Consider the following 14,064-nt stretch of genomic DNA (forward strand, 5'->3'; position numbering starts at 1 on the left):
GGTCAAGCCTTGCGCCGGTCGCGTAGCGCCATGCGCGGCGCTACGTCAGCGCCGCCGTCGCCTGGTCGAGCCACGCCTTCGTCGCCTCATCCAGCGCCGGCGCGACTTCGGCCCGCACGCGGGCGTGGTAGGCGTTCAACCAGTCGAGCTCGTCCTTGCCCAGCATCGCAACATCGATCAAGCGCCGATCGATCGGCGCCAGCGTCAGCGTCTCGAACGCGTTCATCGATTTTTCGGCGCCCTTGATGTCGGCGGCGACCACGAGCTCGAGGTTCTCGATGCGGATGCCGAAGCCGTCGGTCTTGTAATAGCCGGGCTCGTTGGAGAGGATCATGCCGCGCTTCAGCGGCGTGGTGCCGAGCTTCGAGATCCGCGCCGGTCCCTCGTGCACCGACAAATAGCTGCCGACGCCGTGGCCGGTGCCGTGCTCGAAATCGACGCCCGCGGCCCAGAGATATTGCCGCGCCAGTGTGTCGAGCTGCGCGCCTGTGGTGCCGTCGGGGAAGATTGCGCGCGCGATCGCGATATGGCCGCGCAGCACGCGGGTAAAGCGGTCGCGCATCTCGTCCGTCGGCTCACCCACGGCCATGGTGCGGGTGACGTCGGTGGTGCCGTCTTCATATTGCGCGCCTGAATCGATCAGCAGGAGGTCGCCGGGCACGATGCGCCGGTTGCTCTTGCGCGTGACGCGATAGTGCACGATGGCGCCGTTCGGGCCGGTGCCGGAGATGGTCGGGAATGACACGTCCTTCAGCGCGCCGGTGTCGCGGCGAAAGGTCTCCAGCGCTTCCACGGCGTCGATCTCGGTGAGCTTGCCGCTTCCCGCCTCGCGATCGATGAAGGCGAGGAACCGCGCCAGTGCGATTGCATCGCGCCGGTGTGCCGTCTGGGTGCCCGTGATCTCGGTCGCGTTCTTCACGGCCTTCAGCAGCGCGATCGGGTCGCTGCCGCGCACCGGCTTGCCGCCGCCGCCGGCGATCAAGCGGCTGAGGGCATCGGCCGCCGTGGCGCTGTCGAGCGCAATCGCAGCGCCACTCTTGGCGAGCGCCATCAGCGTCGGCGTCAGCGCATCGGGCTCGCGCACGTCGGCGGATTGCTCGAGATGATCGCGCGTCAGGTTCGAGAGCTTGCGGTGGTCGATGAAGATCGTGGGACGGCCGACCTTGGGCACCAGCGCGTAGGACAGCGGCAGCGGCGTATGCGCGACGTCGGCACCACGGATGTTGAAGGTCCAGGCGACCGCATGGCTGTCCGACAGCACCAGCGCGTCGGCGCCGAGCTTCTCGATCTCGCTCTTGATCTGCGCCACCTTCTCGGCCTCGGCGACGCCGGCATATTGCAGGCCGTGGATCGCGACCGGCGCGACCGGGGCTTGAGGCCGGTCCTGCCAGACCGTATCGACCGGGTTGCTGTCGACCGCCACCAGTTCGGCGCCGGCCTTGGCACAGGCGGCAGAGAGCCGCTCAGCTGCCGTAAAAGTGTGCAGCCACGGATCAAATCCTAGGCGATCGCCGGATTTGAGATGTGCCGAGACCCAGCTCTCCGGTGGCGGATCAATCAGCGATTCCACTGACCACGCCTTGGCATCGACCTGCTTGGCCGCCTGGATCGTGTAGCGACCGTCGACGAACAATGCGGCTTCCTGGGCCAGCACCACCGCGAGCCCCGCCGAGCCGGTGAAGCCGGTGAGCCAGGCGAGCCGTTCTTCGGAGGGCGCCACATATTCATTCTGCTGCTGGTCGGCGCGCGGAATGACGAAGCCGGTCAACTTGCGGCGGGCGAGTTCTTCACGGAGTGCAGCCAGGCGCGCCGTCAATGCGACACCGGCCTCGGGCTCCTCGAATGTCTGGAAGTGTGCTTCGAACATGGCTCAGTTTAGGATCATGGGGATCAGTCCGCAATGTGGACGCAATTGCCATCTCATCTGGCATGGACTGTGCTTGAAAATGTTCCGTTCGAATTGAGTGGAGTAGTGGATGCGGCAGTTGCGCTTCGTCCGGATAACAGGGAAATTCGCGCGGGTGGTTCATCTCAACGGCGAGGGGACACACGATGCCATCTTTCACCTTTGAAAAGATTTCGCCGCCGGTGCGCCGCGCACCGGCCGTAACGACACCGAAGAAGCCGCGCGGCATCATCAGCCAGATGATCGACCGTTTCGCCGAGCGTCGCGCCAGGCGGTCCTTGCAGGGCGAGCGCGCATTGCGCCAGGACGACAAGCCGGCGGAGTAGGGCGTTGTTCACCTCGCCCCGCTTGCGGCGAGAGGTCGGATTGCGAAGCAATCCGGATGAGGGGGACTTTCCACGGGTTCAACTTTCACCATCGCCGTGGAGACTCCTCCTCACCCCAACCCTCTCCCCGCAAGCGGGGCGAGAGAGCACCCACCTCGCTCATCCCATCTTCCGCAGCAACAAACTGCTCCATCCCTCGATCCGCAGATGCCGGAGCGGCACGAGGCCGCGTGCGCGATAGGCCGCGATCACGGCGGGCGCCTGGTGGGTCAACAGGCCGGAGAGAATGACGCGGGCGCCGGGCGCAAGGTGCCGGACCATCGGACCTGCCAATTGGCGTAACGGATTGGCAAGGATGTTGGCCAGCACCAGGTCGAACGGGCCGCTTTTGGCAAAATCCGGTGCAGCGAAGCCGGTGGCCCGGATCACCCGCACATATTGTCCGGCTTCGTTCAGGGCCGCGTTCTCGGCCGCGACCCGCACCGAAGGCGGATCGATGTCGGAGGCCAGCACCGCACGATGCAGCGCCTTGGCGGCGGCGATTCCCAGCACGCCCGTTCCGGTGCCGAGGTCGAGCACGCGTTTCGGCCGTGCATGTTTCAGGACATGGTCAAGCAGAAGTAAACAGCCACGCGTGGTGCCGTGGTGTCCGGTTCCGAAGGCGAGCGCTGCCTCGATCTCGATGGCGAGCTTGTTTGGCGCCACGCGATCGCGATCGTGGCTGCCGTGGACGACGAACCGTCCGGCCGGCACGGGAACGAGGTCCTGCAGGCTCGCCTTGACCCAATCCTTGGCCTCGACCGTGTCGAAGGCAAGCTTCGCTGCGATGTCATTTCCTGCTGAGGTTGCAACGAGTTCGCGAAGCAAGGCCTGGTCCGGCGCCTCGGCAAAATGCAGCGTGACGTCCCATTCTCCGTCCGGCCGCTCGAAGGCGGCAACCGCCGCATCGCCCTCGAAAAACACCTCCGTAAGAACGTCGACGACACGCCTGGCAGCAGCCTCATTGCCGATTGAAAAGCTGGCGCGATGGGTAGGAGAAGGCTGCATTATAGGGTTCCGTTGGGTTCAATTTGGGGAACTTTTGTTCCCAATTTTCCGTATAACTTGCGGTTCCCCGGTTAACTGGGCCGTAGGTTGTGCTCCGTACATTTCCGGAGTGTTGGAACCACCCGACACACCCTGGAATGGAATGGAGGCAAATCTTGAAGCGCATGGTTCTGAAGTTCTGGTCCGACGAGTCCGGCGCGACCGCGATCGAGTACGGCCTGATTGCGGCCGGCATCGCGCTGGCGATCATCACCGTGGTGAACAACCTCGGCTCCACGATGAACGACAAGTTCGGTTCGATTAGCAGCTCCTTGAAGTAATTTCTGCCTCCCATTTCCCAACGGGGGCTCCTTTCTTCATAGACGGCTTTTTCGACGACCGCCCGCTGAGGAATTGCCCTCCGGCGGGCGAAGTCGTTTTTGGGGGAGCGACCAAGGCAGTTGTCGCTGCGGATGCCCGGTAGTGTCTCACAGATTCTTACAAGATACTAAGCTCAAGCGGGTTCTTTCCGTTAGGCGCGGAAACACGCGAAGACATCAATCATAAGGTCTTGGCCGCAGTTGGTCGGCGGGGTATCGGCGGCATTTAGCGGTAAGCTTCGCAAGGGATGGACGCAGCAATGAAACGAGTCGCGATCGCCGCCGCCGTGATATTTGGTGCAATCTTCGCTTTGAAGCTGACAGCTAACAAACCTGACGCGAAGTTTAGCGCTCATTTCAGAGACGCTTGGAGCACCTGCAAAGGACTATATCCCGAGGCCAAAGGGAAGGATTTTGATGATTGTGTGAGCGGGTTGGTTGCGCCCTACGTGATTTCTTCAGATCGCAAGTGACGAAATTTCAAACTGAGACATTACCGGATGCCCACTCATGATCGCCGCGTCATCCACCGGCCTATACCCGGTTTATCCTGTCGCTTCTCCACAGCCTTGCTCGCGCATATCCCAAGCGATCGAGCCAAGCTTCCACGGCTTCCCCACAGCACTGTCAAATATCTATCCACAGGCCTATCCACGGCTTGCGAACAGGCTGCGATGGTCTCTCAGAATGGCCTGCGCCGCGTTGTGGCCGGGGGCGCCGGTGACGCCGCCGCCGGGATGGGCGCCGGAGCCGCAGTGATAGAGGCCTTTCAAGGGGCCGCGATAATCGGCGTGGCCCAGCATCGGCCGTGCCGAGAACAACTGGTTCAAGGTCAGCGCGCCGTGGAAGATGTCGCCGCCGAGCAGCCCGAACTGGCGCTCGAGATCGAGCGGGGAGAGGATCTGGCGGCCGAGCACGCTTGCCGCAAAGCCCGGCGCGTAGCCGTCCACCGTCGCGATCATGAGATCGGCGACCTCATCGCGGTGGTCGTCCCAGGATTTGCCGTCGGGAAGCTCGGGCGCGACATGCTGGCAGAACAGGCTCGCAACGTGCTGCCCCGCGGGTGCCAGCGTGTCGTCGAGCGTCGAGGGGATCAGCATCTCGACGATCGGTTGTCGGCTCCAGCCCTGTGCCCGCGCGTCGAGATACGCACGGTCCATGTAGCCGAGGCTCGGCGCCAGGATGATGCCTGAAGTGAGGTGATCGCCATTGCCCGGCAACGCCGTGAAGGAGGGTAGGCGGTCGAGTGCCACGTTCATGCGGAAGGTGCCGGAGCCGTTCCTCCAGTGACGGATGCGGGCGAGGAAATCCGCCGGCAAGGCATCAGCCGCCACGAGCCGCGTGTAGAGCAGTTTGGGATTGACGTTCGCCGCGACGTATTTCGCGCGGATGGTCTCGCCGTTCTCCAGGATCACGCCGACGGCGCGGTCGCGCTCGACGATCACCTCGCGCACGCCGGTATCCAGGTCGATCGTGACGCCGCGGGCGCGCGCGGCGCGCGCCATCGCCTGCGTGATCGCACCCATGCCGCCGATGGCGTGGCCCCAGACGCCCTTCTTGCCGTTCACCTCGCCAAAGGCGTGATGCAGCATCACATAGGCCGAGCCGCCGGCGTATGGGCTCGCATAATTGCCGACGATGGCATCGAAGCCGAACAGCGCCTTGACGAGATCGTGCTCGAACCGCTCGTCCAGCATCTCGCCGGCGGAGCGGGTGAAGAGATCGAGCAGGCTGCGGCTCTGCTCCAGCGTGAGCCCGCGCAGGATGTTGGCCGTCGTCAGCGCGTTCGCGGCCTCGCGGATCGCGCCAAGGCCAAAATTGGCGAGCAGGTTCGGCGGCGCGCGGAGCACGAACTGTCGCAGCACGTCGGCGATCTCTTCGAGCTCGCGCGAAAACCCGTCGAGCGCATCGGCATCGCGCATGCTGAGCCGCGCCACGGACGCTGTCGTCCGGCCCTCGCCGGTGAGGAGATAGTTGCCGTCGGGCGCGGGCAGAAAATTCTGCGCGCGCCGCTCGACCACGCGCAGGCCCTGCTCGGCAAGCCCGAGGTCGCGGATGACCTGCGGATTGAGCAGGCTCACGGTGTAGGCCGCGACCGAGTTGCGGAAGCCCGGATGAAACTCCTCCGTGACCGCGGCTCCGCCGACCACCTTGCGGCGCTCGACCACATGCACGCGCAAGCCCGCCATCGCGAGATAGGCCGCGCAGGTGAGGCCGTTATGGCCAGCGCCGATGATGACGACGTCGGTTTCGCTCATGATGTTCCTGGCGTCGTTCCGGGATGGTCCGAAGGACCAGACCCGGAATCTCGAGGTTCCCAGGTGCGCAATTGCGCACCATAGTTGGGTGCTTTGCATCGCCCCGGAATGACCGTCTAATATCAAGCAGTCGCTGCGGCAACATCACGAGACCATTTATTGCCGGTTCAGGCGCGGTGTGCTCCATTGCGCGCGCCCGGCGCCCGCCGGGGGAATGCCGGAGCTCCCATGGATTCGATCGTGCAACCCGCCGCCACGGAGCAGCCGTCCTCGTCGCGCAACCGGCTGCTGCTGACGGTCTACACGGCCGCGATCTTCGTCAGTGCGCTGCTGCTGTTCTCGGTGCAGCCGCTGTTCACGAAAATGGTGCTGCCGCGGCTCGGCGGCTCGCCGGCGGTGTGGTCGGTGGCCATGGTGTTCTTCCAGTCGCTACTGCTGGCGGGCTATGCCTACGCGCATCTCCTCATGCAGGTCAGGAATCGCGTGGTGGCGGTCGTGGTGCATCTGGGCCTGCTCGGCGCGGCCTTCGTCACGCTGCCGCTCGGCATCGCCAGCGCCTATGGCGAGCCGCCCAGCACCGGATATGCATTCTGGCTGCTCGGCCTGTTCGTGATGTCGATTGGCCTGCCGTTCTTCGCGCTCGCTGCCAACAATCCGCTGCTGCAAGCCTGGTTCGTGCGCACCGGGCATCCCGACGGGCGCGATCCGTACTTCCTCTATGCCTCTTCCAACATCGGCAGTTTTCTCGCGCTGTTGTCCTATCCCTTCCTACTGGAGCCGATGTTCACGCTGCACGCGCAGAACCGGCTTTGGACCGGCGGCTATGGCCTGCTGATCCTGCTGATCGCGTGCTGCGGCGTGCTGCTGTTGCGTTCGCCGCGGCTTGCGGTGACCGATGCGCGGACCGACGACCCAAGCGTACCGACACCGCCCCTGGTGACACGGTTGCGTTGGATTTTCCTTGCCGCGGTGCCGTCCGGCCTGCTGATCGCAGTCACCGCACACATCTCGACCGACGTCGCGGCGGCGCCGCTGTTGTGGGTGCTGCCGCTGTCGCTTTACCTTCTGACCTGGGTGGTGGTGTTCCAGTCGCGGCCGCTGTTGCCACACAAATGGATGCTGATGCTGCAGCCGGTCGCGATCGCGGGCGTCATCTTCCTGCTCGCCTTTGGCGGCGAGCAGAATTTGCTGCTCACGCTCGGCGGTCATCAATTGTGCTTCTTTGTCATCGCCATGGCCTGCCATGGCGAGCTGGCACGGACGCGACCTGCCGCGAAGTATCTCACCGGCTTTTATGTCGCGCTGTCGTTCGGGGGCATGGTCGGCGGTCTCTTTGCCGGCCTCGTCGCGCCCTTCACCTTCTCATGGATCGCCGAATATCCGATCCTGGTCGCGCTCGCCGCGCTGTGCCGGCCGCCGGCGAACGAACGTCTCGCGGGCGTGGTCAAATGGTACTGGCCGGCGCTTGCCGCCCTCGCAGCGGTGCTCGTTGCGCCGTCCTACATGACGGGCGATCTGGCGACCTGGTTCGAGGATCACCGCGTCTGGATTGCCGGCGCCGTCGGTGTGCTCGCGGCGTTGCTGGCGCTGGCGCTCAATGCCGACCGCTGGAAGATTTTTGCCACGGTCGCGCTGGCGCTGGCGTTGACTCGGATCTATCCGGCCGACGAGGGCCGCGTTACCACCGTGCGCAGCTTCTTCGGCGTCCACAAGATCGTGGTGACGCCGGGCGGCTATTTCCACGTGCTGATGCACGGCACCACGATTCACGGCGCCGAGCGCTTCCGCAATAATGACGGCACGCCGGTCACCGGCCGGCCCGAGCCGATCACCTATTATCACAAGGACGGCGGCATCGGTCAGGCCATCACTGCGATCCGGGAGCGCAAGGGCGCACCGTTGAAGGTCGCGGCGATTGGCGTCGGCTCCGGCACGCTGGCTTGCGCCGCTGAGCCCGGCGAGAGTTGGAAGTTTTTCGAGATCGACCAGTCCATGGTCGACGCCGCACGCGATCCGAAGAATTTCCGCTACATCTCCAGTTGCCAGCCGGAGCTGAAGCCGGTGATCGGGGACGCACGCCTCACCTTCGCCAGGGAGCCTGACGGCGCCTACGATCTCATCATCGTGGACGCCTATTCGTCGGATGCGATCCCGATTCACCTCGCGACCGAAGAAGCGATGAAGATCTACAAGGACAAGCTCGCCCCGCACGGCGCCGTGGTGATGCACGTCTCCAACCGGCATCTCGATCTCGAGCCGGTCGTGGTCGGCATTGCCGATGCCAATGACCTGAAGAGCTGGGTCTTTGACGAGGATTCCGGCCGCGACGCCGACTATATCTTCTCGACCGACGTCGTCATTTCCGCGCGCGAGGCGGATGACGTCGGTAAGCTGGCGTCCTCCAAGCAATGGGAGGAGACTGACGCAAACGAGAAGGTGCGGGTCTGGACCGACGACTATTCCAACATCCTGGGCGCGCTGTATCGGCGCTTACGGTACGGAGAGCAGTAGCCCTCCGGCGGCAAATACAGGCTTAAGGCTCGACCGGCGTCCCCGCCGGGAGCGCAAGGCCCTTCTCGCCGGCGACCTGCCGCAACAGGTCCGGCCTATCAGAGATGATTCCGTCGACGCCGATCTCGATCATCCGCGCCATGTCGTCAGGCTTGTTGACTGTCCAGACCACGACGCGCAATCCCTGCGCATGGGCCTCAGCGACAAGCGCTGCTGTCACGTCGCCGAAATAGGGCGACCACACCGCACCACCCGCGGCCTTGATCGTGCGCGGCAGCGAGTCGCCGTGATCGGCCGGGCTGAAGCCCGCAGTCCAGCTGGTGGCCTTGTCGAGGGCGATGGTCGGTGCCGAGCCGCGCTGGATCGTCAGATACACCGTCGGAATTGTCGGGGCCTGCTGCTGGACAAGAAGCAGCGTTCGCCAGTCGAACGACTGGATCATGACGCGGTCGGAGAATTTTGCGTCCTCGATCACCCCGAGCAGCTTCGCGACGAAGCCCTGCGGCTCCAGCGACTCATCCGGATGACCCGGATCGATCTTGGTCTCGATATTGAAGCGCACCTTGTCGTTGCCGGATTTGCGCACCAGCGCGAACAGCTCCTTCAGCGTGGGGATGCCGGTCCCCGGTACGGCGCGCTGGTCGGGAAACTGTTTCGCATAGGCGCTTCCCGGCCGGATCTGTCCGACATCGCAAGTCCTGACATCGGCCAGGCGCAGCTTGACGAAAGGCGTGCCGGGCACGGCGACATAGCCGCCATTCGCATCCCGCGCGAGATCGGGGTTGAGTCCGCGCTCGTGCGACACCACGACCTCGCCGTCGGCGGTCACGCCGACGTCGAGCTCGAGCGTATCCACGCCCATCGTGAGCGCATTGGCAAAGGCCGGCAGGGTGTTTTCCGGCAACAGCGCGCGTCCGCCGCGATGCGCCTCGAGATCGAAAGCCATGGTTTGTCCTATCATGGCTTGTCCCGTCGTGAGAACCGAAAGCACGGCCAGAATTGTCGCAACAGGTGACGGCATCACAATTTGCAGCCCAAGTGAAAGGGAAAGCATATGAAATCTTCGCTCGTTTCGTCCAGTGCTGCGGTTGACGGCGGCTGAAGAAAGCCGAAACTGGCCTTCAAAAAAGATCGGGAGTGATCGACATGCGGTTTGTCTTCCTCGCAACGATGGCGGCTTTGATGGTCGGACAGGCAGCGGCCAAGGATGTGTTGTCGGGGGCTGGCCTGCTGGCCGATGTGGCGCGCTATGCTTCCTTTGGCCTGCACCGTTTCGGCTCACCCGGCGATCGCGCAACGGCCGACTGGCTCGCTGGCGAGCTGTCCGAGGCCGGCTACGCCATCAGGTTCCAGCCTGTCGTGCTCGGCCGGCAATATGTCGTGGAGCGGGCCAGCGCGGAAGTGGGCGGCACGAGCGTCGAAGCGACGCCGTTCTGGTGGCCGCCGGAGGACAAGGCAAGCTTCCATCTCTCGGCTCCGCTGGTGCGCACGGGCGACGTTGCCGGCAAGATTCTCTGGGTCGATCTGCCGTTCGATCGCGGCGCCTATCTTGGCCCAGCGCATCGTGCCGCGATCTCCGAGGCCGTGGCCAGGAAGCCTGCCGCCATCCTGCTGATGATCGGCAATCCCGCTGACGACCGCTTCGCCTACAATGTCACGCAGGAGGATACGCCCTGGCCGGTGCCGGTGATCGTGGTCGGCGCCAAGGCGCGGGCGACGTTCGAGGTGGCTCTCGCATCAGGCGCGCCGGTGACGTTCGATGTTGCCGGGCATTACGAGCGCAACGTCTCCGGCCGCAACGTCATCGCCGAGACCGGCATTGGGCGCGGGCCGACCATCGTCGTCTCCACCCCTATGACCGGCTGGTACAGTTGCGTCTGTGAGCGCGGCCCCGGCATCGCCAATTTCCTCGCGCTGGCACGCACGGCGGCGGCGGAAAAATGGCCTGCGCATTTCGTCTTCATTGCCACCGCAGGCCACGAGATCGGCCATGGCGGCATGGAGCTGTTTCTGAAGGACGGCGCGCCTGCGCCAAAGGAGACGCTGGCCTGGATCCACTTCGGCTCGTCGAACGCCTGCTACGCGTTTGCGGAAGGCGCGCGCACCAGCCGGCCCGAGGAGGAGCGCTATCTCGTGCTGAGCAAGTCAGCCGTTGCGCTGACCGACGAGGCCTTCGTCGCGGTTGCGGCCAAACGGCTGGTGACGGAGAAGCAGGCGGTCGGCGAACTGCGCGACGTGCATGCGGCGGGCTACGCCAATTTTCTCGGAATGGCCGGCCGTCATCAAACCTTCCACACGCCCGCGGACGATCTCAGCGCGACCGGGCCCGAAATCCTCGAGCCGGTCGCCCGCGCCTTCGTCGATGCCGTGCGGAAAATCGTCGAACGCGGCGACACCGCGTTCAGATAATCTCAGTTTTGGTAATAATAACGCGGCTGATAGTACTGGCGCGGCTGTTGCTGCTGATAGTAGTAACCCTGCTGGCTATATGCCGGATCGTAGCCGTAGCTCGGCTGCGGCTGCGGTTGTGGCAGCTGCTGGTAGACCTGCGTGCCAGAGGGGCGGGTGATCGGACGCGGCGCCGGGTAACGCGCGCCGGTGTCGCTGCCGTCGGCGGGATAGATGTAGTTGTCGTCCTGCGACACGTAGCGGCGAGCGGGCTGCATCGGCGGCGTCAGATTTACGGGATCGCCTGTCGTTGCGTACTGCTCCTCAGCCGGCTGCTGGGCGCGGGCGACCGCATTGTTGGTGCGGCCACGCGGGTTGCGGGCCAGCGCCACCTGCGCCGAGCCGGTCAACGTCACCGTGGTGTTGAGCACACCCTGCTCCTGCACCAGCGCGTAGAGCGTGGAGGCGTTCTGGCGCGACAGCCGCACGCAGCCATGCGACGCAGGCGTGCCCAGTCGCCCGACCGAGTCGGTGCCGTGGATGGCGTGCCCGATCTTGGTGAAGAAGATCGAGTGCGGCATCGGTGCGTCGTCGAATTCCTTGGAGTAGTGGTCCTCTTCCATGCGGAAGGCACGGAATGCGCCATTCGGCGTTTCGCGCGAGGGGATGCCGGTCGACACCGGCCAGTGGTAGCGCGCGACGCCGTCGACCACGACGGTCATCTGCTGATTGTCCTTGTCGACGGTAATGTCGACCTTGGCCTGCGCGGTGCCCGCGCTCACAAGCATCAGCGAAATGAAAGCGATAAAAAATGAACGCATCTGACGTCTGGCCTCCGGCCTGTTCACGCTAGAGCAGGATCCGGAAAAGTGCGTAGCGGTTTTCCGAAAGATCATGCTCGAACAATAACACCGCGGCTCTCCGTCCCCGGCGTGCACTATGCCTGCAGTCCGGCTTTCGTTCCAGCGGCCTGCCAAGCTAACCTTCCTGCCATCGTTAACGCGATGCCGGGCGTAAGCAAGGCCGCTTTGTGCCGCGCATGTCCTGGCGATGCTGACATTTTCGCGAGCGGGCGCTGCGTTCACAACGCCGACAATTCGTCACAAAGGCGCAACCATTTGGCCGCTTCGGGCGTTGATCGTGACCCACCCTGACAGGCGGCCTTCGCCGCCAGCTATCCTTTGGGACCGAAGATGAACAAAGCCCGTATCGCCGCCGCAACCTTGCCGGCCGGCTTACCTGTCCGCCTGCTGTTCGCAGCTGCTGCCGTCCTTCTCGCGTTGATGTCGCTGCCGCACGCCGGACACGCCCAGGGCATCGTGCGCGGCGCCCAGGAGGGCTCCTATGAAGGTAACCGGATTGCCGGGCCCGTGGGCGGTGCGGTCGGCGGCGTCGTCGGTGCCGGGGTAGGAGGCGCCGTGGGTGCGGTCGACGGCATCCTCGGCATTCCCTATCACGGCCGCCGTCATTGCCGCGGCTACTATGACGGCTATCACCACTTCCACTGCTATCGGTAAGTCTACCGCCGTCATTCCGGGCTCGTGCTTCGCACGCCCCGGAATGACAATCAGGGTTAGTTCTTCAGCCGATATCCCGTCCGGAAGATCCACCAGATCACGGTCAGGCAGATCACGAGGAATGCCACGGTCATGCCGATGCTGACGGACACGCTGACATCGGCGATCTCGTAGAAGCTCCAGCGAAAGCCGGAGATCAGATAGACGACCGGGTTGAGCAGCGCCACCGTGCGCCAGGTCGGCGGCAGCATGTCGATGGAATAGAAACTGCCGCCGAGGAAGGTCAGCGGCGTCACCACCAGCATCGGAATCATCTGCAGCTTCTCGAAGCCGTCGGCCCAGATGCCGATGATGAAGCCGAACAGGCTGAACGTCACCGCCGTCAGCACCAGGAAGGCCAGCATCCAGACCGGATGGTGGATATGCAATGGGACGAAGAGCCCGGCTGTCGCCAGAATGATCAAGCCCAAAATGATCGACTTGGTCGCGGCGGCGCCGACATAACCGAGCACGATCTCGAAATAGGAAATCGGCGCCGACAGGATCTCGTAGATCGTGCCGGTGAATTTCGGAAAGTAGATGCCGAACGAGGCATTCGCGATGCTCTGCGTCAGCACCGAGAGCATGATCAGGCCCGGCACGATGAAGGTGCCGTAGCTGACGCCCTCGACCTGGCTGATGCGCGAGCCGATCGCGGCGCCGAACACCACGAAATAGAGCGATGTCGAGACGACGGGCGAAACGATGCTTTGCAGCAGCGTGCGCCAGGTGCGCGCCATTTCGAACAGATAGATGGCGCGGATGGCGCGGTGGTTCATGACGTCCTCACGAGGTCGACGAAGATGTCCTCGAGCGACGATTGGGTCGTGTCGAGATCGTTGAAGCGGATGCCGGCGGTGCGGAGGTCGCTGAGCAGGCTGGTGATGCCGGTGCGCTCGCCCTTGGTGTCGTAGTCGTAGACCAGCGTCGCGCCGCCGTCACAAAGATCGAGCTCGTATTGGCTGAGACTCTCCGGCAGCGAAATGATCTTGCCCTGCAAATGCAGCGTCAGCCGCTTCTTGCCGAGCTTCTGCATCAAGGTCGTCTTGTCCTCGACCAGCACGATCTCGCCCTTGTTGATGACGCCGATGCGGTCGGCCATCTCCTCGGCTTCCTCGATGTAGTGCGTGGTGAGGATGATGGTGACGCCGGATTGCTGAAGGGTGCGCACCACCTCCCACATGCCCTTGCGCAGCTCGACGTCGACACCGGCGGTCGGCTCGTCCAGGAACAGGATCTGCGGCTCGTGCGAGAGCGCTTTCGCGATCATCACGCGGCGCTTCATGCCGCCGGAGAGCGTGATGATCTTGTTGTCCTTCTTGTCCCAGAGCGAGAGGTCCTTCAGTACCTTCTCGATATGCGCAGGATTCTTCGGCTTGCCGAACAGGCCGCGCGAGAAGCTCACGGTCGCCCACACGCTCTCGAAGGCGTCGGTGTGCAATTCCTGCGGGACGAGGCCGATCAGCGAGCGCGCCTTGCGGTAGGAGGTCTGGATGTCCTCGCTGCCGACCAGAACACGGCCTTCGCTGGGATTGGCGATGCCGCAGATGATCGAGATCAGCGTGGTCTTGCCGGCGCCGTTGGGGCCGAGCAGCGCAAAGATCTCGCCGCGCTTGATCTCGAGATTGACGTTCTTGAGCGCCTTGAAGCCGGACCCATAGGTCTTCGACAAATTGGCGACGGAAATGATGGAGGACATGAGGGCCGGTCGGG

General features: G+C 64.1%; 13 protein-coding genes. 6 read left to right on the forward strand and 7 right to left on the reverse strand.

All coding sequences use genetic code 11. From position 1 onward, the window contains the following. Positions 1 to 40: 40 nt before the first annotated feature. A complete protein-coding gene (locus ACWAT4_RS10930) occupies positions 41 to 1,867 on the reverse strand; it encodes an aminopeptidase P family protein (protein ID WP_212425372.1) in 1,827 nt (608 codons plus the stop codon). Positions 1,868 to 2,052: 185 nt separating this feature from the next. Between ACWAT4_RS10930 and ACWAT4_RS10935 the strand changes: the two genes are divergently transcribed. Next, positions 2,053 to 2,232 carry a hypothetical protein gene (locus ACWAT4_RS10935; protein ID WP_212425373.1) on the forward strand — a complete coding sequence of 60 codons (180 nt, stop codon included), beginning with the start codon at positions 2,053 to 2,055 and terminating at the stop codon, positions 2,230 to 2,232. Positions 2,233 to 2,391: 159 nt separating this feature from the next. Here ACWAT4_RS10935 and ACWAT4_RS10940 read toward each other — a convergent pair whose 3' ends face one another. Further along, positions 2,392 to 3,279 carry a 50S ribosomal protein L11 methyltransferase gene (locus ACWAT4_RS10940; RefSeq protein ID WP_212447563.1) on the reverse strand — a complete coding sequence of 296 codons (888 nt, stop codon included), beginning with the start codon at positions 3,277 to 3,279 and terminating at the stop codon, positions 2,392 to 2,394. A gap of 164 nt (positions 3,280 to 3,443) precedes the next feature. On the opposite strand from ACWAT4_RS10940, the gene ACWAT4_RS10945 reads away from it, so the two are divergent. Together ACWAT4_RS10945 and ACWAT4_RS10950 are read left to right on the forward strand one after the other, a co-directional pair. Beyond that, positions 3,444 to 3,599, forward strand: a complete 156-nt coding sequence (locus ACWAT4_RS10945; protein WP_433995249.1) for a Flp family type IVb pilin — start codon at positions 3,444 to 3,446, stop codon at positions 3,597 to 3,599. A 299-nt stretch (positions 3,600 to 3,898) separates the two neighbouring features. Continuing rightward, positions 3,899 to 4,111, forward strand: a complete 213-nt coding sequence (locus tag ACWAT4_RS10950) for a hypothetical protein (protein WP_212298890.1) — start codon at positions 3,899 to 3,901, stop codon at positions 4,109 to 4,111. 174 nt (positions 4,112 to 4,285) lie between these two features. Here the strand turns inward: ACWAT4_RS10950 and ACWAT4_RS10955 are convergent, their stop codons facing one another. Continuing rightward, positions 4,286 to 5,896, reverse strand: a complete 1,611-nt coding sequence (locus tag ACWAT4_RS10955; protein ID WP_212447564.1) for a phytoene desaturase family protein — start codon at positions 5,894 to 5,896, stop codon at positions 4,286 to 4,288. A gap of 228 nt (positions 5,897 to 6,124) precedes the next feature. Between ACWAT4_RS10955 and ACWAT4_RS10960 the strand changes: the two genes are divergently transcribed. Further along, positions 6,125 to 8,407: a fused MFS/spermidine synthase gene (locus ACWAT4_RS10960; RefSeq protein ID WP_449730525.1), complete on the forward strand. Its 2,283-nt coding sequence runs from the start codon at positions 6,125 to 6,127 to the stop codon at positions 8,405 to 8,407. A gap of 22 nt (positions 8,408 to 8,429) precedes the next feature. On the opposite strand, the gene ACWAT4_RS10965 is transcribed toward ACWAT4_RS10960, so the two are convergent. Next, on the reverse strand, positions 8,430 to 9,428 hold the full coding sequence (locus ACWAT4_RS10965; RefSeq protein WP_449730526.1) for a glycerophosphodiester phosphodiesterase: 999 nt from the start codon (positions 9,426 to 9,428) through the stop codon (positions 8,430 to 8,432). Positions 9,429 to 9,553: 125 nt separating this feature from the next. Between ACWAT4_RS10965 and ACWAT4_RS10970 the strand changes: the two genes are divergently transcribed. Then, entirely contained in the window at positions 9,554 to 10,816 is a 1,263-nt protein-coding gene (locus tag ACWAT4_RS10970) for a hypothetical protein (RefSeq protein WP_212298886.1), read from the forward strand. Positions 10,817 to 10,818: 2 nt separating this feature from the next. Here the strand turns inward: ACWAT4_RS10970 and ACWAT4_RS10975 are convergent, their stop codons facing one another. Continuing rightward, entirely contained in the window at positions 10,819 to 11,616 is a 798-nt protein-coding gene (locus tag ACWAT4_RS10975; RefSeq protein WP_449730527.1) for a L,D-transpeptidase, read from the reverse strand. 372 nt (positions 11,617 to 11,988) lie between these two features. Here ACWAT4_RS10975 and ACWAT4_RS10980 point away from each other — a divergent pair, with 372 nt between their 5' ends. Next, positions 11,989 to 12,312, forward strand: coding sequence for a hypothetical protein (locus ACWAT4_RS10980; RefSeq protein ID WP_212298884.1), 324 nt, complete (start codon positions 11,989 to 11,991; stop codon positions 12,310 to 12,312). Between the two features lie 56 nt (positions 12,313 to 12,368). Here the strand turns inward: ACWAT4_RS10980 and ACWAT4_RS10985 are convergent, their stop codons facing one another. Then, entirely contained in the window at positions 12,369 to 13,130 is a 762-nt protein-coding gene (locus tag ACWAT4_RS10985) for an ABC transporter permease (RefSeq protein ID WP_212425380.1), read from the reverse strand. Continuing rightward, a complete protein-coding gene (locus ACWAT4_RS10990; protein WP_449730528.1) occupies positions 13,127 to 14,050 on the reverse strand; it encodes an ABC transporter ATP-binding protein in 924 nt (307 codons plus the stop codon). Before ACWAT4_RS10990 ends, ACWAT4_RS10985 begins: the two co-directional genes overlap by 4 nt. Positions 14,051 to 14,064 lie beyond the last annotated feature (14 nt).

It is taken from the genome of Bradyrhizobium sp. T-1 (assembly GCF_053592855.1).

Bases quoted from the DNA above. Each gene is read 5' to 3' on its own strand.
- ACWAT4_RS10930 (WP_212425372.1), bottom strand. From the start codon at position 1,867: ATGTTCGAAGCACACTTCCAGACATTCGAGGAGCCCGAGGCCGGTGTC.
- ACWAT4_RS10975 (WP_449730527.1), bottom strand. From the start codon at position 11,616: ATGCGTTCATTTTTTATCGCTTTCATTTCGCTGATGCTTGTGAGCGCG.
- ACWAT4_RS10990 (WP_449730528.1), bottom strand. From the start codon at position 14,050: ATGTCCTCCATCATTTCCGTCGCCAATTTGTCGAAGACCTATGGGTCC.
- ACWAT4_RS10950 (WP_212298890.1), top strand. From the start codon at position 3,899: ATGAAACGAGTCGCGATCGCCGCCGCCGTGATATTTGGTGCAATCTTC.
- ACWAT4_RS10955 (WP_212447564.1), bottom strand. From the start codon at position 5,896: ATGAGCGAAACCGACGTCGTCATCATCGGCGCTGGCCATAACGGCCTC.
- ACWAT4_RS10935 (WP_212425373.1), top strand. From the start codon at position 2,053: ATGCCATCTTTCACCTTTGAAAAGATTTCGCCGCCGGTGCGCCGCGCA.
- ACWAT4_RS10945 (WP_433995249.1), top strand. From the start codon at position 3,444: ATGGTTCTGAAGTTCTGGTCCGACGAGTCCGGCGCGACCGCGATCGAG.
- ACWAT4_RS10970 (WP_212298886.1), top strand. From the start codon at position 9,554: ATGCGGTTTGTCTTCCTCGCAACGATGGCGGCTTTGATGGTCGGACAG.
- ACWAT4_RS10965 (WP_449730526.1), bottom strand. From the start codon at position 9,428: ATGCCGTCACCTGTTGCGACAATTCTGGCCGTGCTTTCGGTTCTCACG.
- ACWAT4_RS10985 (WP_212425380.1), bottom strand. From the start codon at position 13,130: ATGAACCACCGCGCCATCCGCGCCATCTATCTGTTCGAAATGGCGCGC.
- ACWAT4_RS10960 (WP_449730525.1), top strand. From the start codon at position 6,125: ATGGATTCGATCGTGCAACCCGCCGCCACGGAGCAGCCGTCCTCGTCG.
- ACWAT4_RS10980 (WP_212298884.1), top strand. From the start codon at position 11,989: ATGAACAAAGCCCGTATCGCCGCCGCAACCTTGCCGGCCGGCTTACCT.
- ACWAT4_RS10940 (WP_212447563.1), bottom strand. From the start codon at position 3,279: ATGCAGCCTTCTCCTACCCATCGCGCCAGCTTTTCAATCGGCAATGAG.